At 34.3% G+C, this 22,592-nt stretch carries 20 protein-coding genes and 1 tRNA gene; 8 read left to right on the plus strand and 13 right to left on the minus strand.

Translation table 11 applies throughout. From position 1 onward, the window contains the following. Positions 1 to 3: 3 nt before the first annotated feature. From buk to X927_RS03885, 6 genes are all read left to right on the plus strand, one after another. Complete coding sequence (gene buk, locus X927_RS03860; protein ID WP_103076787.1) at positions 4 to 1,071, plus strand: butyrate kinase; 1,068 nt, start codon at positions 4 to 6, stop codon at positions 1,069 to 1,071. A gap of 18 nt (positions 1,072 to 1,089) precedes the next feature. Then, positions 1,090 to 1,767, plus strand: coding sequence for a nucleotide-binding protein (locus X927_RS03865; protein ID WP_103076788.1), 678 nt, complete (start codon positions 1,090 to 1,092; stop codon positions 1,765 to 1,767). A gap of 220 nt (positions 1,768 to 1,987) precedes the next feature. Further along, entirely contained in the window at positions 1,988 to 2,221 is a 234-nt protein-coding gene (locus X927_RS03870; RefSeq protein ID WP_103076789.1) for a 4Fe-4S dicluster domain-containing protein, read from the plus strand. A gap of 5 nt (positions 2,222 to 2,226) precedes the next feature. Then, a complete protein-coding gene (locus X927_RS03875; RefSeq protein WP_103076790.1) occupies positions 2,227 to 3,291 on the plus strand; it encodes a 3-methyl-2-oxobutanoate dehydrogenase subunit VorB in 1,065 nt (354 codons plus the stop codon). A gap of 15 nt (positions 3,292 to 3,306) precedes the next feature. Further along, positions 3,307 to 4,062, plus strand: a complete 756-nt coding sequence (locus X927_RS03880) for a thiamine pyrophosphate-dependent enzyme (protein WP_103076791.1) — start codon at positions 3,307 to 3,309, stop codon at positions 4,060 to 4,062. A gap of 61 nt (positions 4,063 to 4,123) precedes the next feature. Further along, complete coding sequence (locus X927_RS03885) at positions 4,124 to 4,666, plus strand: 2-oxoacid:ferredoxin oxidoreductase subunit gamma family protein (RefSeq protein ID WP_103076792.1); 543 nt, start codon at positions 4,124 to 4,126, stop codon at positions 4,664 to 4,666. A gap of 50 nt (positions 4,667 to 4,716) precedes the next feature. Here X927_RS03885 and X927_RS03890 read toward each other — a convergent pair. The 9 genes from X927_RS03890 to X927_RS03930 form a co-directional block, all read right to left on the minus strand. Then, positions 4,717 to 4,807, minus strand: a tRNA-Ser gene (locus tag X927_RS03890). Between the two features lie 79 nt (positions 4,808 to 4,886). After that, positions 4,887 to 5,900 (minus strand): tRNA (adenosine(37)-N6)-threonylcarbamoyltransferase complex transferase subunit TsaD, encoded by a 1,014-nt coding sequence (tsaD, locus tag X927_RS03895; RefSeq protein WP_103076793.1) that lies wholly within the window; start codon positions 5,898 to 5,900, stop codon positions 4,887 to 4,889. Then, positions 5,897 to 7,126, minus strand: a complete 1,230-nt coding sequence (gene clpX / locus X927_RS03900) for an ATP-dependent Clp protease ATP-binding subunit ClpX (protein WP_103076794.1) — start codon at positions 7,124 to 7,126, stop codon at positions 5,897 to 5,899. The genes tsaD and clpX overlap by 4 nt, the downstream gene beginning before the upstream one ends. A gap of 78 nt (positions 7,127 to 7,204) precedes the next feature. Further along, on the minus strand, positions 7,205 to 8,095 hold the full coding sequence (gene cysK / locus X927_RS03905) for a cysteine synthase A (RefSeq protein WP_169925124.1): 891 nt from the start codon (positions 8,093 to 8,095) through the stop codon (positions 7,205 to 7,207). A gap of 91 nt (positions 8,096 to 8,186) precedes the next feature. After that, positions 8,187 to 8,798, minus strand: a complete 612-nt coding sequence (gene epsC, locus X927_RS03910) for a serine O-acetyltransferase EpsC (protein ID WP_103076796.1) — start codon at positions 8,796 to 8,798, stop codon at positions 8,187 to 8,189. 135 nt (positions 8,799 to 8,933) lie between these two features. Next, positions 8,934 to 10,004: a hypothetical protein gene (locus tag X927_RS03915; RefSeq protein WP_103076797.1), complete on the minus strand. Its 1,071-nt coding sequence runs from the start codon at positions 10,002 to 10,004 to the stop codon at positions 8,934 to 8,936. Positions 10,005 to 10,009: 5 nt separating this feature from the next. After that, the gene (locus X927_RS03920) at positions 10,010 to 14,173 is read right to left on the minus strand and encodes a PolC-type DNA polymerase III (protein WP_103076798.1); all 4,164 of its coding nucleotides are present in this window, start codon (positions 14,171 to 14,173) and stop codon (positions 10,010 to 10,012) included. Then, positions 14,160 to 14,651, minus strand: coding sequence for a crossover junction endodeoxyribonuclease RuvC (ruvC, locus tag X927_RS03925; RefSeq protein WP_103076799.1), 492 nt, complete (start codon positions 14,649 to 14,651; stop codon positions 14,160 to 14,162). Before ruvC ends, X927_RS03920 begins: the two co-directional genes overlap by 14 nt. Further along, the gene (locus tag X927_RS03930) at positions 14,651 to 15,892 is read right to left on the minus strand and encodes an aminopeptidase P family protein (protein ID WP_103076800.1); all 1,242 of its coding nucleotides are present in this window, start codon (positions 15,890 to 15,892) and stop codon (positions 14,651 to 14,653) included. The genes ruvC and X927_RS03930 overlap by 1 nt, the downstream gene beginning before the upstream one ends. A 228-nt stretch (positions 15,893 to 16,120) precedes the next feature. On the opposite strand from X927_RS03930, the gene X927_RS03935 reads away from it, so the two are divergent. Together X927_RS03935 and fliS are read left to right on the plus strand one after the other, a co-directional pair. After that, positions 16,121 to 16,735 (plus strand): hypothetical protein, encoded by a 615-nt coding sequence (locus X927_RS03935; RefSeq protein ID WP_103076801.1) that lies wholly within the window; start codon positions 16,121 to 16,123, stop codon positions 16,733 to 16,735. A 5-nt stretch (positions 16,736 to 16,740) separates the two neighbouring features. Further along, positions 16,741 to 17,178 (plus strand): flagellar export chaperone FliS, encoded by a 438-nt coding sequence (fliS, locus tag X927_RS03940; protein WP_103076802.1) that lies wholly within the window; start codon positions 16,741 to 16,743, stop codon positions 17,176 to 17,178. A 55-nt stretch (positions 17,179 to 17,233) separates the two neighbouring features. Here the strand turns inward: fliS and X927_RS03945 are convergent, their stop codons facing one another. The 4 genes from X927_RS03945 to X927_RS03960 are packed head-to-tail and all read right to left on the minus strand — an operon-like array spanning position 17,234 to position 22,511. Then, positions 17,234 to 18,064: a carbon-nitrogen hydrolase family protein gene (locus X927_RS03945; RefSeq protein WP_103076803.1), complete on the minus strand. Its 831-nt coding sequence runs from the start codon at positions 18,062 to 18,064 to the stop codon at positions 17,234 to 17,236. 39 nt (positions 18,065 to 18,103) lie between these two features. After that, positions 18,104 to 20,797 (minus strand): glycoside hydrolase family 38 N-terminal domain-containing protein, encoded by a 2,694-nt coding sequence (locus tag X927_RS03950; RefSeq protein WP_103076804.1) that lies wholly within the window; start codon positions 20,795 to 20,797, stop codon positions 18,104 to 18,106. A gap of 14 nt (positions 20,798 to 20,811) precedes the next feature. After that, positions 20,812 to 21,645 (minus strand): carbohydrate ABC transporter permease, encoded by an 834-nt coding sequence (locus tag X927_RS03955; RefSeq protein WP_103076805.1) that lies wholly within the window; start codon positions 21,643 to 21,645, stop codon positions 20,812 to 20,814. Next, positions 21,642 to 22,511, minus strand: coding sequence for a carbohydrate ABC transporter permease (locus tag X927_RS03960; RefSeq protein WP_103076806.1), 870 nt, complete (start codon positions 22,509 to 22,511; stop codon positions 21,642 to 21,644). Before X927_RS03960 ends, X927_RS03955 begins: the two co-directional genes overlap by 4 nt. Between the last annotated feature and the right edge of the window lie 81 nt (positions 22,512 to 22,592).

Here is a 22,592-nt window from a genome sequence, read left to right on the forward strand (position 1 = left end):
CATATGTATAAAATTCTCGTTATAAACCCTGGTTCTACATCAACAAAAATTGCTGTTTATGAAGATGAGAATCAAAGACTAAAAAAAGTCATAGATCATGATGTCAATGAACTGAAAAAATACAAGAGTGTTGCCGATCAATACGAATTTAGAAAGAATACGATTTTACAGTTCTTGAATGAAGAAGGAATAAACTTACACAGTTTTTCAGCCATCATTGGGCGCGGAGGACTCTTAAGACCTATACCAAGTGGGACTTATGAAATAACCGATCAGATGCTAGAAGAATTACGAAGCGCTAAATACGGAGAACACGAATCGAATTTAGGGGCTCTTATAGCAAACGAACTAGCTAAGCAGATTGGTGTAAAAGCTTACATAGCCGATCCTGTTGTGGTGGATGAGATGGAAGATATAGCAAGAATTTCAGGCCATTCACTTTTCCAAAGAAAATCTATTTTCCACGCTCTAAATCAAAAAGCTGTGGCAAGATCGCTCAGTGAAAAATTGGGTCGTAATTATCAAGATTTAAATCTCATCGTTGTTCATATGGGCGGAGGTATATCCGTCGGAGCTCATAAAAAAGGCAGGGTAGTTGATGTGAACAACGCTCTTGATGGAGACGGCCCTTTTACCCCAGAAAGATCAGGAACGTTACCCCTTGTTGGGTTTATAGACCTTTGCTATTCAGGAAAGTATTCTGAAGATGAAATAAGAAAGCTCATAAAAGGTAATGGAGGGTTAATTGCTTATTTAGGTACCAACGATGTAAGAGAAGTTGTAAAAAGAATAAAAAGCGGAGATAAAGAGGCTGAATTAGTATATTCTGGATTGATACATCAAATTGTCAAATGGATAGGAAAAATGTCAGCTGTATTGAATTTTGACGTTGATGCCATAGCTTTAACTGGAGGAATGGCATACGAAAATGAATTTCTTGTCCCTCAAATAAAAGAAAAAGTAAGTTTCATCGCCCCTGTTTATGTGTTTCCTGGAGGAGACGAAGAAAAAGCCTTAGCCCTAGCAGCAGTTAGAGTTCTAAAAAAAGAAGAACAAGCAAAAATGTACTAATAAAGGAGCTCTAAATCCATGATGAAAAATTTATTAAAAGATTATCAAGTTCATATTTTTATTGGGATGTTTGGTTCTGGAAAAACAGAAGTTTCGATGAACGTAGCCTTGGAATTGAAAAAAGAGAACAAGAATGTAGCAATTGCGGATTTGGATATCATAAGTCCGTACTTTCGGGTAAGAGATAAAATAAAAGAATTGAATCGAAAAGATATTAAAGTAATCGCTCCCCCAGCAAAATACATGCATGCAGACGTTCCCATCGTACCAGGTGAGATAGGAGGTTACATAACAAACCAAGATTATAAGACGGTGATAGATGTAGGTGGGAACGAAGATGGTGTAAAAGTTTTAGGATCTTTAAAAAATTATATAGATAATTCAAAATGTGCCCTTTACCTTGTAATCAATACGCGAAGACCTTTTATGGATACGAAAAAACATATAATAAAAAATTTGCAATCTTTAGAAAGTAACTCACGATTAAAAATCAATTATTTAGTTGTAAATTCGAACATTCAAAATGAAACAACTAAAGAAATCATAGAAGAAGGAGAAAACATAATAGAAGAAGTATCTCAGATAACAAATATCCCCGTCGCATTTACAGTGGTATCAAAAGATTTGGAAGATAAGATAAATACCAAGTTCGAAAAATTTGTGATTCAAAGATTTTTTGGAGATTATGGTTTTTGAGTGCTCTGAACGAGTTACAGAATTAAAGAATAAACACCCATTTCTTTATAGATCTTGCAGGGTTAAGGGATCCCAGGTTCCTTCCTTAGAAGGGTAGGGAGTGGTGGCAAGTAGATAAAAATTCTTTTATCCTTATGGGTGGGGAGCGGGGCGAAGGGGCGCTAAAACAGGCTTCACAACTTCTAAAGTCAGTAAAAATTGAATGATTGGAGGGAAAACGATGAAAGAAACAAAATTCTCAATTGATATTGATAAAGAAAGATGCAAAGGATGTGGACTATGTATTGAAGCTTGTCCCAAGGATGTCTTAGAATTTTCTAAAGGGTACAATAGCAAAGGGTATCATCCAGCACAAGTTAAGAACGTTGAAAATTGTATAGGATGTGGTTTTTGCTATCAAATGTGTCCTGATGTATGTATAACTGTAAAAGTATTAGAAAAGGCAAGGAGTTGATTTTTATGGAAAAAGCCGAAAAAGTTATGGTTAAAGGTACCGAAGCAATAGGTGAAGCTGCAGTAAGAGCAGGATGTAGATTATATTTTGGCTATCCAATTACTCCACAAAGTGAATTAACAGAATACATGGCAAGAAGATTACCTGAGGTAAATGGAACTTTTTTACAAGCTGAAAGCGAAGTGGCAGTTTCAAATATGATATATGGAGCAGCTAGCACTGGAAAAAGAGTTATGACTTCCACTTCTTCCCCTGGATTCTCTTTAATGCAAGAAGGGGTTTCTTACATAGCAGGGGCTGAACTTCCATGCGTTTTTGTAAACGTTGTGAGAGGTGGACCAGGATTGGGAGATATACAACCAGCGCAATCAGACTATTTTCAAGCCACAAAAGGTGGTGGGCATGGCGATTATAAGTTGATCGTGTATGGTCCTGAATCCCTTCAAGAAGCTGTTGAATTGACTATTCGAGCTTTCGATGTAGCCGATAAGTACAGAATACCGGTGTTACTATTGACAGATGGATTACTTGGTCAAATGATGGAACCAGTAAAATTCCCCGGCTTTAAAAATCTAAACACTTTACCTGATCATTCAGATTGGGCATTGACTGGAACAAAAATGCAGCGAGAACCACACAGAGTTACATCCTTTGATTTGGACCCTGTAAAATTAGAAAAAATGAATATTCAAAGACATGAAAAATACAAAACAATAGTAAAAGAAGAAAAATTATTTGAAGAATATAAATTAAACGATGCAGAAGTTGTGCTGGTTGCCTATGGAACGATGGGAAGAATAGTTAAATCAGTTGTGGATACTGCCAGGGAGAAAGGCGTAAAAGCAGGGGTATTTCGCCCAATAAGTTTATGGCCATTTCCATATGAAGAATTGGGAAGATACACTGAAAACGCTAAATTGTTCTTCACCGTAGAAATGAGTTTCGGTCAGATGGTGGAGGATGTAAGACTGGCAGTCAACGGAAAAAAACCAGTAGAATTTTATGGAAGAACGGGTGGAGTAGTTCCAACCCCAGGAGAAGTATTGGCAAAATTAATGGAATTAGTTTAAAGGAAGGTGAGATTAATGGCCTATGCAGAAAGATTTAAAGCACCAACCTCATTAAGTGAAAAAGAGTTTACATATTGCCCAGGATGTTCTCACGGAATTGTTCATAGATTGATTGCTGAAGTAATCGATGAGTTGGAAATACAAGGTAAAACCATAATGGTTGCACCTGTTGGATGTTCCGTATTTGCTTATGAATTTTTTGATGTAGATGGCACCGTAGCAGCTCACGGAAGGGCACCTGCGGTAGCTACTGGTATCAAAAGAGCAAGTCCAGATAACGTTGTTTTTACATACCAAGGGGACGGTGATTTAGCAGCTATTGGAACCGCAGAAATAATACATGCTGCCAATAGAGGTGAACGTATTACAACAATTTTTATAAACAATGCTATATACGGTATGACAGGAGGACAAATGGCACCAACTACCCTTTTAGGAATGAAAACCACAACTAGCCCATATGGAAGAAGAGAAAATATTGAAGGGTATCCTATTCATGTTTCAGAGGTTCTAAAAGAATTGTCAGGAGTTGCGTTTCTAGCTCGTACAAAAGTTACAACTCCGCAAGACGTAATAAAAACAAAAAAGTATATAAAAAAGGCTTTTTATGCTCAACTCAATAATATAGGTTTTGGTTTAGTTGAAGTTTTATCAACATGCCCCACTAATTGGGGATTAACACCCATAGAATCTATGAAGTGGTTGGAAGATAATATGGTAAAAGAGTTTCCTTTAGGTGTATATGTTGATAAAGTGGGAGATGTTCGCTAGTCATCTTATATTCCCTTGTTCTTACAAATATCAAAGGGAATAAATAAATGGAGGTGTTTTTATGTCATACCATGGGTTAATAGCCGCCGGTTTTGGTGGACAAGGTGTAATGCTTTTCGGTCAAATAATTTCTTTAGCGGCTATGATTGATGGAAAATATACCACATGGCTTCCATCATATGGACCTGAAATGCGAGGTGGAACTGCAAACTGTACGGTAATAATTTCTGATGAATACATTGCGTCACCGGTGTTAGATGAACCGAATGAAGTTGCTGCGTTCAATATTCCGTCTATGATAAAATTTGAAAAAGCATTGAAAGAGAATGGGCTATTGTTGATCAACTCTTCTGTGATCGATAGAAAACCAGAAAGAAAAGACATACATTTAGTTAAAGTACCTGCTAATGAAATAGCGGACGAACTAGGTAATTTAAAAGTTTTAAATATGGTTATGCTTGGAGCTTACTTAAAAGCAACACAAGCAGTCAGCTTTGAAGCCGTAGAAGAAGCTTTAAAAGAAAAATTAACAGGGAAAAAGGGAAAATTGTTAGAAATAAACCTAAAGGCAATAAAAGCGGGTATGAAAGAAACTGTAAAATAAGAAAATAATATAATAAATGCTGGAAATTTTCCAGCATTTATTATTCTTGATGGCGGAGAGAGTGGGATTTGAACCCACGGACAGCTTTTAACCGTCACACGCTCTCCAGGCGTGCGCCTTCGACCACTCGGCCATCTCTCCATAATAGTTATTAACTTTTCCGAAATTTATTATATCATAATAATCCCTTACCGTCAACCATTCACAGAACTAATTGTCGTTATATTTTAGATAATCCCAAATTAGGAACAACATCCAAATCTAACGTATCAAACATGTTTCTTATATACTTTTCGTACCCAGCACGGCATATCATCGCTGCATTATCAGTACATAACGATTGTCTTGGATAATAGATATTCAATTTGTCTTTAAAAGTATTTAATTTTTCTCTCAACAGAGAGTTTGCGGCAACTCCTCCTGCTATTACAATATCTTTTATATTTTCTTTAATTGCAAATTTAGTAACTTTATAAACAAGGGTGTCTATTATTGCTTCTTGAAATGAAGCAGCTATATCTTCTTTTTTTGCCTCCGGATAATCTCTTACAAAATACAAAACAGATGTTTTTAAGCCAGAAAAAGAAAAGTCGTATCCTTTGTTGTACAATGGTCTAGGAAAATCGTACAATTTTTGAGCCTTTTTTGAAATTTCATCTATAACTGGTCCTCCTGGATAACCTAAATCCAAAATCCTGGCGACTTTATCAAAAGCTTCTCCTGCCGCATCATCACGTGTTTCCCCTATTATTTCAAAGTCCAAATAATCTTTAACCAGCAAAATTGCTGTATGTCCACCGGAAACTAATAATGTGACAAAAGGAGGTTTCAGTTTTGGGAATTCAAGAAAGTTAGCATATATATGACCCATTAAATGATTTACACCAATTAATGGTTTACCCAAGGATAAAGAGATCCCCTTAGCAAAACTTACCCCAATAAGTAAGGCCCCGATTAATCCAGGGCCAAAAGATACACTAACTGCATCTATGTCATTTGGGGTAATTTGTGCCTCTTCGAAGGCTTTTAAACTTAATTTGTACAAAACTTCGACATGTTTTCGAGCGGCAACTTCTGGTACAACTCCTCCAAATATCTTATGAACATCGATCTGTGAATAAACTAAATTAGAAAGCAATTGATCTTTACCTTTTAATATTGCCACCGCAGTTTCATCACATGAAGTTTCTACTCCAAAAATAATCGGATCTTTTTCACTTTCTAATATGTTCAAGCGCTTTCCTTCCTTTTAACGGCAGGTTTTTTCTTAGTTACTACCTCTTCATCTATAACGATTTTGTTAATTTTATTTTTTATCTCAGGTGCTTCATACATTATATCGAGCATTATTTCTTCAAATATTGTCTTTAATGCCCTTGCACCTGTGCCTCGTTTCAAGGCTTGCGAACATATCTCTTTCATAGCTTCTGTTGTAATTTCTAGTTCTATACCTTCTATTTCCAACATCTTTTGATATTGCTTAAATAATGCATTCTTTGGTTCCATGGCAATTTTAACGAGGTCTTCTTGATCTAAATCGTTAAGAGTTGCAACCACAGGGAATCTACCTACAAATTCAGGAATTAATCCATACTTAATAAGATCATCTTGAACAATATTTCTTAAGATCTCGCCATCTCTTTGTTTATTATTACTTTTTATGTCGGCTCCAAATCCTAAAGAAGAATCCTTTACCCTGTGTTTTATTATGTCTGTTAAACCGTCAAACGCCCCTCCTGCAATGAAAAGGATCTTTGAGGTGTCTATTTGGATAAATTCTTGGTAAGGATGTTTCCTTCCTCCTTGAGGGGGAACGTTAGCTAAAGTTCCTTCAACTATTTTAAGTAATGCTTGTTGTACTCCTTCACCAGAAACGTCCCTAGTGATTGAAGGGTTTGGCGATTTCCTAGCTATTTTATCAATTTCATCAACATAAATTATTCCTTTTTCAGCTTTTTTTACGTCATAATCACAAGCTTGCAAAAGTCTTAGTATAACGTTTTCAACGTCATCTCCAACATAACCAGCTTCAGTTAATGTTGTAGCATCTGCAATTGCAAAGGGGACGTCCAATATCTTAGCTAAAGTCTGAGCGATCAAGGTCTTTCCAGTACCTGTAGGCCCAATCATTAAAACGTTAGATTTATCTAACTCAACATCATTGATATTCTTTGAAGAATATATTCTTTTGTAGTGATTGTAAACAGCAACAGAAATTATTTTCTTAGCTGTTTCTTGACCAATTACATATTTATCTAGTTCTGATTTTATCTGTCGTGGAGTTGGAAGAGTTTTAACTTTTGCTTCAGCCTTTTCCCCGTTTTTTGTTTTATTCTCTTCAACTAACTCTTGAAAAAGGTTTATACACTCATCACAGATATAAATACCGTTAGGGCCTGCAATTAAAGCTTCTGCTTGGCTTGATGGTTTCCCACAAAAAGAGCAATACTTTTCTGACATCAATGATTCCTCCTGTTATACGTTTCTTACTTGTTTAAAGATTCAAACTTATTATACCATTTTTATGTTAAGATAAATTTATAATAAACTCATGTATTTATCGCCACTATCAGGGGCAATGGTAACAATTCTTCTACCTTTTCCCATTCTATCGGCTAATTTAATCGCTGCCAATATATTTGCACCTGAAGATATTCCTACAAATAATCCTTCCTCTTTTGCTAATTTTTTTGTCATTTCAATAGCTTCTTCGTCATCTATCTGCATTACTTCATCTATTAGATTCTGATCCAAATTATCTGGAATGAATCCCGCTCCTATACCTTGAATCGTGTGTTTACCAGGGTTACCTCCAGATATGACAGGTGAATTGGTTGGTTCTACTGCCACTATTCTAACACATTCTGAGAATGCTTTTTTTAACGCCCTTGCTACCCCGGTTATTGTTCCACCAGTTCCCACCCCTGCAACAAAGGCATCTAAAGAATAGTCCATCTGTTTGATAATTTCTGGTCCCGTAGTTACTTCATGTGAATATGGATTGGCAGGATTTGAGAACTGATTGGGCATATATCCTTTTGTTTCGTTCACAATATCTAAAGCCTTGTTAATTGCCCCTTTCATTCCTTGATCAGCGGGAGTAAGTATCAATTCGGCACCAAAAAACTTTAAGATTTTCTTTCTTTCTTCACTCATGCTTTCAGGCATAGTTAATATGACTCTATAACCTCTGCTTCTACCAATTGCTGCCAAAGCTATACCTGTGTTTCCGCTCGTAGGTTCGACAATTATATTTTGGCTCTCATTAAGCTTGTTCTTAATTTCACCATCACTTATCATAAAAAAAGCGGGCCTATCTTTTATACTACCTGCGGGATTATTTTTTTCTAATTTAACAAAAACTCTTCCAGGTTGAATAATCTTTGATAAGGTAATAATTGGAGTGTTCCCTATCGAGGTGTAAATCAAAAGATCACCTTCCATCTTATATTGTTTCAGATTAGATCAAAAAAATTATCTTACTCTTGCATATGTTTTCAGACGTTCCTAGATGAATTATCTAAATTACAAAATCCGAGTTTATTGTATTGTTTAAGTCATAGTAGTTAGAAGATGGACAATTGGTTTTTTTGATCTTTGCTGGTACCCCAACTGCCAAAGATTTAGGTGGCACATCCATTAAAACAACGGAATTAGCACCAATGACCGATTCATCTCCTATGTATATGTGTCCAAGGACCTTAGCCCCAGCACCGATCATCACATTTTTACCAACTATCGGATGTCTTTTACCTATAGTGACATTTTTAGCTCCCAGAGTTACCCCGTGATAGATCAACGTCCCACTACCTACACTCGCAGTTTCTCCAATAACAACACCAAAACCGTGGTCAATGACTACTCCAGGTTCAATATAGGCTGCGGGATGTATATCCATAGAATGTAATATCTTACTCAACACATATATAACGTAAGCAAGAGGATATATCTTGTACCTATAAAAGAAATTGGCAAAACGGTAAGCCATCAACCCATGAAAAGGGATCGAAGTGAAAAATACCTTCCACTTGTTTTTTGCAACCGGATCCTTTTTGATGTACATATCTAAATCTTTTGACAAGGCTTTGAAAATTCTTCCAAAATCCTTAAAAAAATTTAAAATACCTTTCATGCAATCACTCCCCGGCTAAATTAAATATAACTAAAATTGTCGCTATTACAACACGAATTATATCTTAATTTCTTTTCAAGAGAAAGATGATTTCCTAAATTACTGTTAACGCTTCTTCTCTGTAAGATGATTAAATTAAGTTAGCTTTTTGAACTCTTGAACTAAAAAACTGGCTCTTTTTTCGTTTTTCTTTTCTTCTAATACTAATTCTTTCGGTGATAGGTAAACTCTTAAATTTTCTGACATTCTAGATAAAATTGAACGAATTTTCCTAGTATGTATTGTGATTAAATATTGATTTTCAAAAGAATAAGGCAATTTAAAAGAAATTTTTGAATTGTTGTTTTCTTTATAAATGTAACTATTACCTTTATTTAACAGTAAGTAGGCAATATTACTTTCAGAGAAGGTTACATATAATTTTGATAGTACCTTTTTTAATTCCTTTGTGTTGATTTCTTTTTCTTCAACAAAACTGTTTTGTGTTACCAACAAATTCTTATTGTAAGAAGGGATCGATGAACATATTTTGATGAATATTCCGGGGACTCTTAGTACTATATCTTTTTTGTTTATACCAAATTCAAGGATAGAACTTTTTTTCAAAAGATTTAAAGACTTAACTATATGTCTTGCGGAAATAAACGGAATTTCTCTATGAAACTCCTCACGAACATTCCCGTAGATGCTGTTCAATTTATAATAATTACTCAAATAACCAAAAATTAAATTATCATTGAACGTGAAAAAGTCAATGACATCTCCTTCGTTGGCAGAAGCAGAAACAAAATCGAGTTTATTAAGAAAAGACCCTATCTCTTTTTTGCTTAATAAAGTAAACTCTCTACTGACCTCTATTTGTTTGGTATCCATCTTTTCTATTTTACTATTCAATGTGATCCCTTGAATTTCAAAGGATATAAGCTTATCTTCTACAGTTATTTTAACCAAAGAATCATCTTTTAATTTCGTATCCCTTATAATCCCCTTTAAGTATTGGATTGGAACGGAAGCAACTCCATCAAACGGGAGGAATTCTTTGGTAACATTCAGATATATCTTCGCACATCCATCTGTCGCATAAATTTTAAGAGCTCTGTCATAATAAAAGTAAGCATTTCTGAAGGAGGGTTCAACGGAACCACAGAATGCGTCAAGAAGTTTTGTAATAGTTTTTAATTCAACATAAGTCAACCAACCTTCCATTTATTTCATCCTTTAAAAAGTGACATTTGATTTGTTTCTGGTAAGTTTTTCAACACACCTAATTCCCTTAAAGTTTCTACATTTGTTTTGTTACATCCACTCTTTGCAGCAAAATCTTCTATGGATTTAAACCCATTTTCTCGTGATTTAATGATATTTTCTGCAGCTTTTTCGCCTAGATTCGGAACCTTGATAAAAGGCACAATAAGAGAATTTCCATCTATTAAAAACTTCTTTGAATCAGACTTGTACAAATCAACCATGGTGAAATTAAACCCTCTGAGCATCATTTCCAATGCTAACTCCAAAACAACCATCTCATTTTTTTTACGAACATCCAAATCCATATTACGGAGTTCAAATATTCTTTTCTTAATAGCTTCTCGACCGGAGAAAATGACTTTTAAGTTGAATTCATCACCTTTGACGGTAAAATATGTAGAATAAAAAGCTAATGGATAATGAACTTTAAACCATGCGATTCTAAAGGCCATACTAACGTAAGCAGCCGCATGAGCTTTTGGAAAGAGGTATTTAATTTTTTGGCAAGAGATGATGAACCATTCCGGTACTTTTAATTCTTTCATTAGTTCAATATCTTCTGCGTCTATACCTTTACCTTTTCTTACCTTTTCCATTATTGAAAAAGCACTTTTTGGTGGTGCGCCTTTAGATAATAAATAATTCATTATATCGTCTCTACAAGAAATTACCTCATCTAAAGTTGCAACCTTCCTATCTATCCAGTTTTTAGCTATTCCGGACCATACATCAGTGCCATGAGATAAGCCAGATATTCTTACCAATTCAGAAAAACTCTTCGGTCTTGTGTCTTCCAACATCCTTCGAACAAAGGTAGTACCAAATTCTGGGACCCCTAACGTTCCAACAGTTGTACCCAATTCATTTTTTAAGTCTATTTTCAAAGCTTTTGTGGAAGAGAACAAACTCAAGGTTTTCTTATCGTCCATGGGGATTGCCATGGGGTCTACTCCAGTTAAATCTGACATCATTTTAATGAATGTGGGGTCGTCATGTCCAAGCGCATCTAATTTTACAAGATCGTTATGTATTACGTGGTAATCAAAATGAGTGGTTTGAACATTAGCTTTATTATCATTGGCAGGGAACTGAATCGGTGTATAATCGTAAACTTCCTCTTCTTTTGGCACTATCATGAGTCCACCGGGGTGTTGTCCTGTTGTCCGTTTCACCCCTGTTATCGCTTTGACTATTCTCGTTATCTCACTATTTTTTACAATTCCCTGCTCTTCACAATATTTCTTAGCGAAACCAAAGGCAGTTCTATCTGCAATCGTTGATATAGTACCTGCCCGAAAAACATGATCTTCTCCGAACATTTTTTCTATGTATTTATGTGCTATATTTTGATAATCTCCAGAAAAATTCAAATCTATATCAGGTATTTTGTCACCTTCGAATCCCATGAATGTTTCAAAAGGAATATCTTGGCCATCTTTTTTCATTTTTGTTCCGCATTTTTCACATTTTTTATCGGGAAGATCATAGCCAGAACCTATCTCCTTATTATCAAAAAATTCTACATTTTTACAATTTGGACATATGTAATGAGGAGGGAGAGGGTTTATCTCCGTTATTCCCAGCATTGTAGCCACTAAAGAAGAACCAACAGACCCCCTGGAACCAACCAAATATCCATCCTCTAGGGATTTTTGTACTATTTTTTGAGCTATTAGATACAGTACCGCATATCCATGTTTTATGATAGATTCCAGTTCTCTATTCAATCGGCTTTCAACAATTTCTGGTAAAGGATTTCCATATATCTCATAGGCCTTTTTCTTTGCAATTTCTTCTATTTCCACTTCTGCATTCTCTATCTTGGGAGGATGCAGTTTGTTACTAAGCGGCTTTATTGATTCTACCTGATCTGCGATCTCATTAGTATTGGTTATGACTATTTTCTCGGCTATTTCTTTATCTCCAAAAATTCTTTGAGCTTCATCTACCATCTCATCAGTTGTACGCAAGTATCTGTGTGCAATGGAAGTTTTTCTCTTTTCTGCAACTTTTAATGCGTTGTAAAATATTTGGTCTTCTTTATCTAGATAATGAGCGTTTGAAACCATTACAACGGGCATGTTTAATTCGTTGCCAAGGTTATATATATCTTTATAAATCTTTTTTAACTGCTCTTCTGAAATAGATCGTTCTGATAAGGCATCCAATGGGGTCAATTCCAGATAATCGTAAAACTTGGCTATTTCGATAATTTCATCATGAGATCCACCCCTAAGATAGGTTTGAAAGATTTCTCCTTCTTCTGCTCCACTACCTATCAGCAAACCTTCTCTCATTCGGGATAATTCACTTTTTAAAATTCTGGGTACTCTGTAAAAATATTTTACGTGGGCATTTGAAACTAGTTTATAAAGATTCTTGAGGCCGATTTTGTTCTTTACCAAAATAGTCATAGTACTTGGTCGGATTCTTCTAAAATCTATGAATTTTTGTAATTTTTCAAGATCCGACAACATTTCCACATTTTTAGGTTTTGCCATTTCTATAAGTTTCAAAAACACTAAAGCGGTTATATTTGCATCTTCATGAGCCCTATGGTGTTCAAAATTTCCAAGCTTTAACTCCTCAACTACCTTATCCAACCCATATCCTTTTAAAGTTAACAAGGATTTCGAAAGGGCTAAAGTATCTATATAGGTCTGTTCAAAGTGTTCGTTATAAACTTTTCTAACCCATTCCCGTATAAAACGGTAATCAAAATCAGCGTTATGGGCAACTAACACTGTGCCTTCTATGAAACTCAAAAATTGAGGTAGGACTTCCTCTATCGGCTTTTCAACTTCCAACATCTGATTTGTTATACCTGTAAAATTACTTGTAAAGTTTGAGACAGGTTTTCTGGGCTTAATTAAACGATGAAACTTAGACACGATTTTCAGGTTCTTTATTTTTACAGCACCTATCTCAATTATTTCGTGCATAGCAGGTTCTAATCCTGTGGTTTCCAAATCGAAAACAACAAATTCAGTTTCACTTATTTTTTTATCTTCCGTCAGCAAACTTATAATGTTGACAAATTCATCAACGACATAGGCTTGCATACCAAAAATAGGTTTTATACCTTCTGCAACAGCTTTTTCATAAAATTCTGGAATACTCTGAACGACCCCAGAATCGGTTATAGCTACCGCTTTATGGCCCCAATTTTTTATGGTCTTTACTACTTCCCCCACGTCGAGTAACCCTTCCATCGCACTTAGTTTTGAGTGTAAATGAAGCTCCACCCTTTTTGTGGGGTAGTTATCTTTCCTTTCAAGGGTTTCTTCTTTTAACTTAACTATATTCATAGGTCTAATTGCAAATTCATGACTAAAAGAATCGTAAAAAATAATACCTTCAATTAATACGTTATCTCCCTCATCTAATTCTTTGTTTAAATTATTAGCCGTTTCAGAAAAGGTTTTTACAACAGCGGAACTTTTTTTATCAGTAATGAAAAGAGTAGATACAGGCCCTTTTTCATTGTACTCTTTGTAGAATATTTTCCCGTTAACTACAACGTTACTTCCTTCATTTGAAGGAAGCATCGATAACGGTAGTGGTACTTTTTTAAAATCCCTCCCCATAATCACGACCCTTTCTGTATCGGCTAATTTTTTCGAAATATCGGAATTAGACATTAAGTTACTATCATGGGAATCAGACCTGTCATAACCTTTATCAATAAAAGTGGGTTTTAAACTTTCATCTATAATAAATTCATAAGGGATTCTGCCACCGAGATATTTAAATAAAATATTATCCAATTCTTCTTTTTCCTTTGTTAATCTGTTTTTTACTATCGGCGAGTACGTTTTAAATACTATTTTGTTTTCTTGAAAATATTCAGGCTTTAAAAGTCTTAGATAATCTTTTAAACGATGATTCATTATCAATTGTTGCCAATTTCTAACAATAAATTCGGGTCCTTCATCATTTGTAAAAGAGATTTTGACATCTCTCTTGAGAAGTCTAGTAAAGAAAAGCTTCAATGAAGCCTCATCGATATCCTTACCTATATCCTGTAAATTGATTTCTGCCTCCTCATCTTTTACAATGATTTTTCCACTTATTTCAAAAGGAATAAAACCTACATTTTCCATCAAGAAATTTTTAATATCTTGCATTTTTGAAGCTCCTCCTAAAATTTCCATGACAAAAAGCTGTGGCTAACGCATCTGCTGCATCATCTGGAGTTGGCGTTTTTTCCAACTTCAATAATAACTTTAAAGTTCTCTGTATCTGCCCTTTTTCAGCTCTTCCATATCCTGTAACAGCCTGTTTTATCTGAAAAGGTGTGTATTCATAAATCGGTATATTTTCTTTTTCTAAACAAAGTAGAATAACACCTCTCGCCTCTCCTACCTGTATAGCGGTTGCAACGTTTTTAAAGAAATATAATTTTTCTACAGCAGACTCATCAGGTTTATAGGTTTCTATTAAATTTCTGAGTTGTTCGTCTATGTTCAGTAACCTTTTTGGAAGTTCGTCTTCCTTGCTAGTATATATTACGCCATAATCAATCAAGTTGAACCTGTTACCTTTTTTTTCAAGGACACCGTATCCTATCCTTCCATAGCCGGGATCTATTCCCAAAATTACCATTAAAACACACTCCAAATACATTCAATTTCTTCAATCTCTTTGGGGATTTCTCTGGATAAATTTTCGCATCCATTCTCAGTTATAAGAAGATCGTCTTCTATGCGAACCCCGATACCCTCTTCTTCTATATACAAACCTGGCTCATTGGTAATGACCATTCCTGGTTTTAAAGGAATATTCCTATCTCCTACGTCATGGGTATCCAAACCTAAAAAGTGACTCACGGAATGAAAATAATATTTTGAAAGCTCTTCATCGGTTTTAATCAAGCCAATTTTTTTACAACTTTCTGCTAACGATTTCTTGGCAATTTCATTCAATTCAAAAAGGGTTAAACCTGGTTTGGCTTGTGACTGAACTTCTTTCTGGGTATTTAAAACAATTTGGTAAATTTCTGCTTGTCTTGGAGAAAACTGTCTACTTATGGGAAAAGTCCTTGATATATCCCCACTATAATAATTATATTGTGCCCCCAAGTCCAACAATACTAAATCGCCCTCTTGTGTTTTTCGGCTGTTTGCAGAGTAATGTAAAATCGTAGAATTTGGTCCTGAGGCTACTATTGGTTTAAAAGCGAAATCTTTTACCCCGTTTTTTCTCAAAGAAAAATCAAAATATGCTTCAAGCTCGTACTCGTACATTCCAGGCTTTGAATTTTTTATTATGTTCAAAATCCCTTCTCTTGTAATTTCAATGGCTTTCTTAATATTATTGATTTCTTCTTCATCTTTAATAGTCCTCAATTCTGCTATTTTTGCTGAAACATCTTTTATACTAACATATGGAAATAATCTTTGTGTTTCTTGAGCAATTTGCTTTTCTTTTGTCATACTCTCCCAATGAGGAGATTTTAAATACAAATATACATTCTTAATGTTAAACCTTGATAGGGTGTCTCCAATATATCCATTTAATTCATCCAAAAAAGATATATCTTCTTCTTGAATTTTACTAAACTTAGAACAATGTTCTTTACTTGGCTTTTCACCAACCCATCTAGCTAACTTTGGATCGTTTCTTTCTATGAATAGTTTTTCAACTGTTTTTGATTCGGTTTTGTAAATTAATAAATAAGCGTTTTCTATATCTAAATCCGTAAAATAGTAGAAGTTTCGATCAGGAGTAAAGCTATAGGTTTCGTCTGCGCTTTTTACTGGACTTTTTCCTGAGTAAAGAATCAACATCGAACCTTCTTCCAAACCGTTCATTATTTTTTCTCTTCTACTTTTTACATCTGCCATACTGACTCCTCCTAATCCCAAAAAATCGTCTGGTCTTTAGAAACTCTAAAATATTATTTAGCGCCCCTTCGCCCCGCTGCCCACCCTTATTTTATTTTTCTAAATGCCTAGATCTGTTTTAAATTTTCTCTTTTTATTATATCATTAAAATGTGATACTTTTATTCTAAAGAAATAACTTTTTTAGACGATTATATTCTAGGAGTCAGAAAAAAAAGGAGTGAATACAATGTTTGATGAGGAGAATATAAAGTTGAGAATAAGCGGTGTAAAAACTTTTGATTTAGATATTCCAGCAGATAAGTACAATACTTTTGAAGAGATAGTGCAAGATTATATTAACAAAACAAAAGGCGTTTTAACTAAAATAACGATCAATGAAAAAGAAATCCCTTTAAATTATTACGATGAAATAAAAGATTCTTTCTTTGAAGGTGGAGAAGAGGTAGAGTTGGAATTCACTTCAAAAAAAGAAGTTTTATTCGATCTTATCTCTCAATCACTTGAATATATTAGTAAGGTTAGGGAAAATTTAGAAAGGGTTTCAAAAGAAGTTTTGCTTAATACAAACGAAGGGCATAAAATGCTTAACAGTATTGCAGAAGGTTTGCAAGCTCTATTAGACGTCATAGAACAAACACGAGCTTTCAGCGAGGAAGATTTTTACAACCCAGGAGACTTAGACGACGTACAAAATGTTGTCCAAGATATAATTAGATCTCAAGGGAATCAAGATTATTTAGAGCTTTCAGACATCATTGAATTTGATTTCAATGAAGTTTTGTCGACCTTTGAAACGATTTTAAAAAATGCTCAAAAAACTCTTGAGAAAAAAGGGGTGTAATTTGAATGTACAATAATAATCAAAACGCTAACTATTATTTTGAAAACAGTATAAAAACAGCTAGTCCCGCAAAATTAGTCGAACTTTTGTATCAAAATTCGATAGAAAGAATAAATAGAGCAATAAAAGCTATTGAAAACAAAAATTTTTCCGAGGCCAATAAACAGATCATAAGAGTTGAAGACATAGTCACAGAACTCAACGTTTCTTTGAATCTTGAAAAAGGTGGAGAGATAGCTAAAAACCTCAGAGCACTTTATAATTACATGTATCAAAGATTGTTAGAATCAAATACCAAAAAGGATATTGAAATTTTAAAAGAAGTAAGATCTTTCCTACAAGAGCTCTTAGATACCTGGAAAGAACTATTGAAAAAAGAAGTCAAAACTTCCCGTGAGTTAAACGCTAAATCTGTCGACCCTAAATTTGATCTTCAATATTAAATTAAAAAATACAAAAACCCTCCAAAGTCATATACGTCTGTTGGAGGGTTTTTGTTTAATCAATTTTGAAAGCTATCTCATTGTAGATCTTCAACATCTTTATTTCGTGAAGTGATGGCTCCAAAAGCCTTTCTTCAAGAATTTTATCGGTATCTATACTTACCTGTGCAATTACATCTTCTTCATCTTCCAATTTAATCAGGGTATCTCCATGTGGATCAACAGCTATGGAATTTCCGCAAAAAGGAATCGAATCTTCAGAGGGTTTACCAACGGCGTTTACCCCGATTGCAAACAGTTGATTATCTTGTGCCCGGGCGGATGTTCTTACCTCTACTAATTTTTCAAAACCTTTTGGAACAGCAGAGGTAATTATTAGTATTTGTGCCCCTCTAAGGGCCATTACCCTATATAATTCTGGAAAAGCATGATCATAACAAATTGATAAACCGATTTTTATACCTTTCCAATCTATTATCTCTATAGACGTTCCTTCGGAAAGTCTAAACTTTTCTTTTGGAAAAACAAATATTTTTCTATACTTACCAAGTAATTTACCTGAATCATCTATTAAAATCGAGGTATCGTAATACTTCCCAATTATTATTGGGTCTTTTTCTAAAATGTTTGCAACAATAGAAACGTTGTATTTCTTTGCAATCCTTATAACTTCTTGAGTAGTTTCACCTTCTGGTATAATTTCGGCAAGATCTTCGGCGTAATTGTTAATACTTTCAAGATCGTATCCTATGTTAAAAAACTCTGGTAGGATGTATAAATCCGCTTTTTTTACTTCTTTTGAAATCAAAGAATCTAACTTTTTAAGGTTTGTTTCTTTGTCATTCAATTTTGAGCTCAATTGCACTAAACCAAATACTTTTTTCATAATGATGTCCCCCCGTATAATATATTATAGATTATGAAACTACTTGAGAGTAGCCAGTAAAAACTCTATGCCTCTCCTTTTTATTCTGACATCGTTCAACTCTACAATTATATGTTCTATTTTTGAAGGATCCACACGTTCAATCTTAGATCTGTTATATAACGAGGATAACTCTAATTCTAGCGCCTTCCTCATTAATTTATACTTTTCAAAAAGCAATTCATACCTGTTAATACCTTGACTTTCTTTTATTTTCTTTTCTAAATCTTTTATATGTTCTTTAAGATCTTTGGCTTCTCTTTCCATATTATTTATTATATCTATATCCGGTTTCGAAAGATCTTCAGAGATATCCCACGTAAATTTAGGATATACGATGTTAACTTTTGAGCCTTGATCATCAGAACAAATATTAAAAGATAGCTTAGGTATTTTTAAAGTTAATATCTCTTTTGGCTTGATTGTTCCATCGAATTCTTCTAATTCATTCTCTAATAAATCGGTTTTTATTGATTTTTGAGGTAATTTTATCTCTTTTTTCTTGTGAGTAGGATTAAAAAACCGTAGGGTTATCCCTTCTTTGTCTATTGAAGGTTTCATATTCACAAATTCTATGTTTTCATCCACTGAAGAATAGAATTTATGCACCACCCCGGCCTGGTTTTCTAAACCTGAATTATTACTATGTTTATAAAACAATAAAGGCGGATTGATAAAGGAATTTTTGTATTTCAAAAAATTATCTTTAGATGATATGCAAAAGGCGGCTTCAATTTTCATTTTTCTTTTTACTTCGGCTCCAGGAGTGTACATTACGGGACCGGCATCTCCAATTCTTCCTTTTACATTTTCAACAGAAAGCCAGCTTACAGATCTTAATAAAATTAAAGAAGCAGCTTTTTCTGCAGAAAACGCCCCGAACGGGGTCAAGGATGTCGTAGAATGTGTGGTATAACTATAAATTCCTTTGGCCATAAAGGCTGCAAAATGGTCATCCTTTTCTAATCCAGCGTAATCCTTCATAGAAAAAACGTTATTAAAAGAGATTTCTCTTGCAGCAACTAAAAACTTTTTCATTTCTTCTTCTGGTTCCTCATATTTTACTTCATATGGTCTTTTTACAGAATCAAAAGGTACACCTGCATTTATATCTCCATCTCCAATTAAAGATAAAAGTAATCCATAATCTGATCCTTTTCCCAAAGATTCAATTTCGATATTGATATAGGGCAATTCTGAAAATGTCAAATAAAGGGTGAAGTCAACTTCGTTGCTGGTAAAATCAAGAGCTATTTTGGAATAATTATCTGACCGTGCTTTCAATCTCATTCTTGAGAAAGTTAAGTTCAACTCTTTATCAAATGCAGAAGAGTATTCATCACCCTTATCTTCTACCAAAACAGCTCTGATTAAATAATCGTTATTTTCCTTTTTAATTCTAAGCTTCCCGTTTTCAACCAATGCTTTGAAATGTTCGTTCTCCCAATGAAAACTATTTATTGGTTTTTCTAAATAACTTACTTTATACTTTTTTAAATGTACTTTTGATAAACTGCCTGATGGTGCAGAAAATCTATAAAGGGTTTCTTTATCTTCAAATAATACGGGTATTTCCTGAAGATTCAAGTTTAGACAAGTATAACCTAAAGGTAAAATCTGGCCTACCTTATCCAAAACTTTATTTAAAGTTGATTCAAAAATCTCTTTAATTTTATTGTATCTTTCTTCCATATCTTCATGAATCTGATCTACTCCTACTCCTCCTATGCTGTCGTGGACTAGGTTCATTATTAAATATTCCCAAGCCTTTTGTATCTCTTTATCGTCTTCAGAATTGTCTGCGATAGCAATCAAGGGTTCTAATACCTTAGAGAGCATATATTCAGAATGCCAATTCATAATTTTTAAATACTGCCTTGTTGATAAACTTCCTGGAAATACCGAAACAACGCTTCCATCCATGAGTTCACCCACGTATTCTCCTATTAAAGAAGGGTCTTCTTGTTTAAAATATCCTTGTATAAACTCATCTGGAAAAACCGTTTTTAATTCTCCATCAGTGGGATCTTCTGGAACAGGGTCCAAGTCGTATCCGTTTAGTAAAGGGAGATAATTAGTTTTCGAATATTTTTTTAGCTTGTTAATTTCCAATTCCAATCTTTTTTCCATAACTTCTGGAAAATCTTTCAACCTCATGATATTCCTATAACTATCGAGTAAAAATATGCCGTGAATTTTGCTACCATCGGGGCTGCTCCAAGTAAACCCGATTTTTGGAAATTTCACTTTTAACCCTCTCCAGAGGAAACAACCTTCTATTTCACATTTAGAATTAATTTGTGCAACTTGAGACGAAAAACCAAAATTATCCAGTAACCAACCTATATTCATGACATTTCCATATTTTTTAGCCTCTTGTCTACCCAATATAATATTTCTAATTGAGCTTTCTTCAGATACTCTCCAATCAATTTGTCCATAGTATGGGCCAAAGGCTATATTTTTAGAGTATTTTTTCAATTCGTTCTCTACTTTTTTTCTTTCTTCTCCTTGAAAATTACTTAAATAATCTTTCACTATCAACATTTGTCCATCTAACACAAATTTGTATTCAGGATTATTATCAATTAACTCGAAGAGTTTTTGAAATAAACTAGGTAGCATTTTTTTTGTTATATCCGCCGGAGCGAACCATTCTCTATCCCAATGAGTGTGTGAAATGATGTAGTACATCTCTTCGCCTCCAATTATCCTTTAATTGAACCAGCCTGTATCCCTTGTAAGAGCTGTCTCTGAAAGAATATTATTATTATCAAAATTGGGATCATACCAATTACTATAGCGGCACTAAGTAAGCCCCAATCTATACTGTAAAGTCCCAAAAACCTGTACATTGCAACTTGGAAAACAGTTTTACTGGGAGAACTTATTAAGATCATAGGTAAAACAAATTCATTCCATGCAAATCTGAAAGTGAATATAAAAGATATACTTAAACCAGGCCAAGATAAAGGCATTATCACTTTAGTAAATCTTTGCATGGTAGTGGCACCATCAAGCGCCGCCGCCTCTTCTAAAGAAATAGGAATGGTATCAAAATGATTTTTGAGAATAAAAATATTCAAGGGTATGATTAAAACCTGATAAGCCAGGATTACTCCCGCATATGTATCTAGCAAACCCATCCTCTGAAATATCAAATAGAGCGGGATTGTGTTCATCGTAATAGGAATCATAAAAACTCCCATCACTGCAGCTAAAAGTTGCTTTTTCCCTCTGAATTTGTACCTTGAAAAGGAGAATGCTGCTAACGCAGAAATTATAACACATAGTAGAGTTGCTGGAACCGCTACTATAATACTATTCAGAAAGCTTCTCATCATTTGTTCATCTTGAAAAAGCAACTTGTAGTTTTCAAATGTAATTTCTTTAGGAATTAAAGTAGGAGGGAATGATCTTGCTTCCTCTGGTGTTTTTAGTGAAGTAACAAACACCCAAAATATGGGCATTATCGTATAAATAGCGAATATAACAAGAATAATAAATAATATAGCTCTAATTGTTTTATTCTTTTTGGTCATGCCTCCTCACCTCTCAATGCCCGTAGATAAAGGAAAGAAACTATCAAATTTATAATAAGTAGAACTAATCCTATTGTTGCACCAATTGATAGATTACCTTGCTCAAAACCTTGTTTATACATATACAAAGATGCCGTTGTAGTAGACATTAAGGGACCTCCTCCCGTCAATACCAATTGAAGATCAAAAAGGTTTACACTCCACATAGAAGTAAGGATCAAATTTATCCCCAAAAAAGGTGTCAACAAAGGCAACGTTATATTGAAAAAACTTTGAAGTGGGTTAGCACCATCAATTTTTGCGGCCTCATACAAACTTCTATCGATTGTCAACAACGAGGATTCTTGAAAAAGTATAGAAAACGGTGTTCCAAACCATATGTTAGCTATCAATAAGGATATCAAGGCCATGTTTGGATCTGATATCCAATTAACAGGCTGCATTCCTAATCTCATGAGCATACCATTTATCAATCCAAAATAATCGTTGTACATCCACTGCCAAGAAAATCCAACGATAGTCGCTGACAAAAGCCAAGGAAGCATAAAAAGAACTCTAAAAAATTTAGTCCCCCAAACTCTTTCAATTAAAATCCTCGCTATTAAAAATCCTATAAAAATTTGAAAAAATACCGATCCTAAAACAAAAAAGAGTGTAACTTTTAAAGATTGTAGGAAATATTCATCTTGAAAAATTTTTACCCAGTTTTGGAGTCCAACAAAAGGCCAAACGTCATTTATATTAGTAGTTTTAACATCATTCAGCGATATAGTGATATTCCAAAATACAGGAAAAATCATTAAAAAGAACATTATGGCCAAAGCAGGTAGTAACAATAAAAAAGGCATCCACTTTTTCTTTTGCATCGGTTCATCACCTCCGTCTTTTCTCTACTAAAAGCAGCCTCCTTTAAACAAGGAGGACTGCTCTGTTAAATTTTTACTTTT

The sequence above is a fragment of the Petrotoga mexicana DSM 14811 genome (assembly GCF_002895565.1).
In the GTDB taxonomy this organism is placed as follows: Bacteria; Thermotogota; Thermotogae; order Petrotogales; family Petrotogaceae; genus Petrotoga; species Petrotoga mexicana.

Bases quoted from the DNA above. Each gene is read 5' to 3' on its own strand.
- X927_RS03960 (WP_103076806.1), bottom strand. From the start codon at position 22,511: ATGCAAAAGAAAAAGTGGATGCCTTTTTTATTGTTACTACCTGCTTTG.
- X927_RS03915 (WP_103076797.1), bottom strand. From the start codon at position 10,004: ATGGAAGGTTGGTTGACTTATGTTGAATTAAAAACTATTACAAAACTT.
- X927_RS03880 (WP_103076791.1), top strand. From the start codon at position 3,307: ATGGCCTATGCAGAAAGATTTAAAGCACCAACCTCATTAAGTGAAAAA.
- X927_RS03875 (WP_103076790.1), top strand. From the start codon at position 2,227: ATGGAAAAAGCCGAAAAAGTTATGGTTAAAGGTACCGAAGCAATAGGT.
- buk (WP_103076787.1), top strand. From the start codon at position 4: ATGTATAAAATTCTCGTTATAAACCCTGGTTCTACATCAACAAAAATT.
- X927_RS03950 (WP_103076804.1), bottom strand. From the start codon at position 20,797: ATGTACTACATCATTTCACACACTCATTGGGATAGAGAATGGTTCGCT.
- fliS (WP_103076802.1), top strand. From the start codon at position 16,741: ATGTACAATAATAATCAAAACGCTAACTATTATTTTGAAAACAGTATA.
- X927_RS03930 (WP_103076800.1), bottom strand. From the start codon at position 15,892: ATGGCAGATGTAAAAAGTAGAAGAGAAAAAATAATGAACGGTTTGGAA.
- X927_RS03945 (WP_103076803.1), bottom strand. From the start codon at position 18,064: ATGAAAAAAGTATTTGGTTTAGTGCAATTGAGCTCAAAATTGAATGAC.
- X927_RS03955 (WP_103076805.1), bottom strand. From the start codon at position 21,645: ATGACCAAAAAGAATAAAACAATTAGAGCTATATTATTTATTATTCTT.
- X927_RS03920 (WP_103076798.1), bottom strand. From the start codon at position 14,173: ATGCAAGATATTAAAAATTTCTTGATGGAAAATGTAGGTTTTATTCCT.
- X927_RS03885 (WP_103076792.1), top strand. From the start codon at position 4,124: ATGTCATACCATGGGTTAATAGCCGCCGGTTTTGGTGGACAAGGTGTA.
- X927_RS03935 (WP_103076801.1), top strand. From the start codon at position 16,121: ATGTTTGATGAGGAGAATATAAAGTTGAGAATAAGCGGTGTAAAAACT.
- X927_RS03870 (WP_103076789.1), top strand. From the start codon at position 1,988: ATGAAAGAAACAAAATTCTCAATTGATATTGATAAAGAAAGATGCAAA.
- X927_RS03865 (WP_103076788.1), top strand. From the start codon at position 1,090: ATGATGAAAAATTTATTAAAAGATTATCAAGTTCATATTTTTATTGGG.
- ruvC (WP_103076799.1), bottom strand. From the start codon at position 14,651: ATGGTAATTTTGGGAATAGATCCCGGCTATGGAAGGATAGGATACGGT.
- epsC (WP_103076796.1), bottom strand. From the start codon at position 8,798: ATGAAAGGTATTTTAAATTTTTTTAAGGATTTTGGAAGAATTTTCAAA.
- clpX (WP_103076794.1), bottom strand. From the start codon at position 7,126: ATGTCAGAAAAGTATTGCTCTTTTTGTGGGAAACCATCAAGCCAAGCA.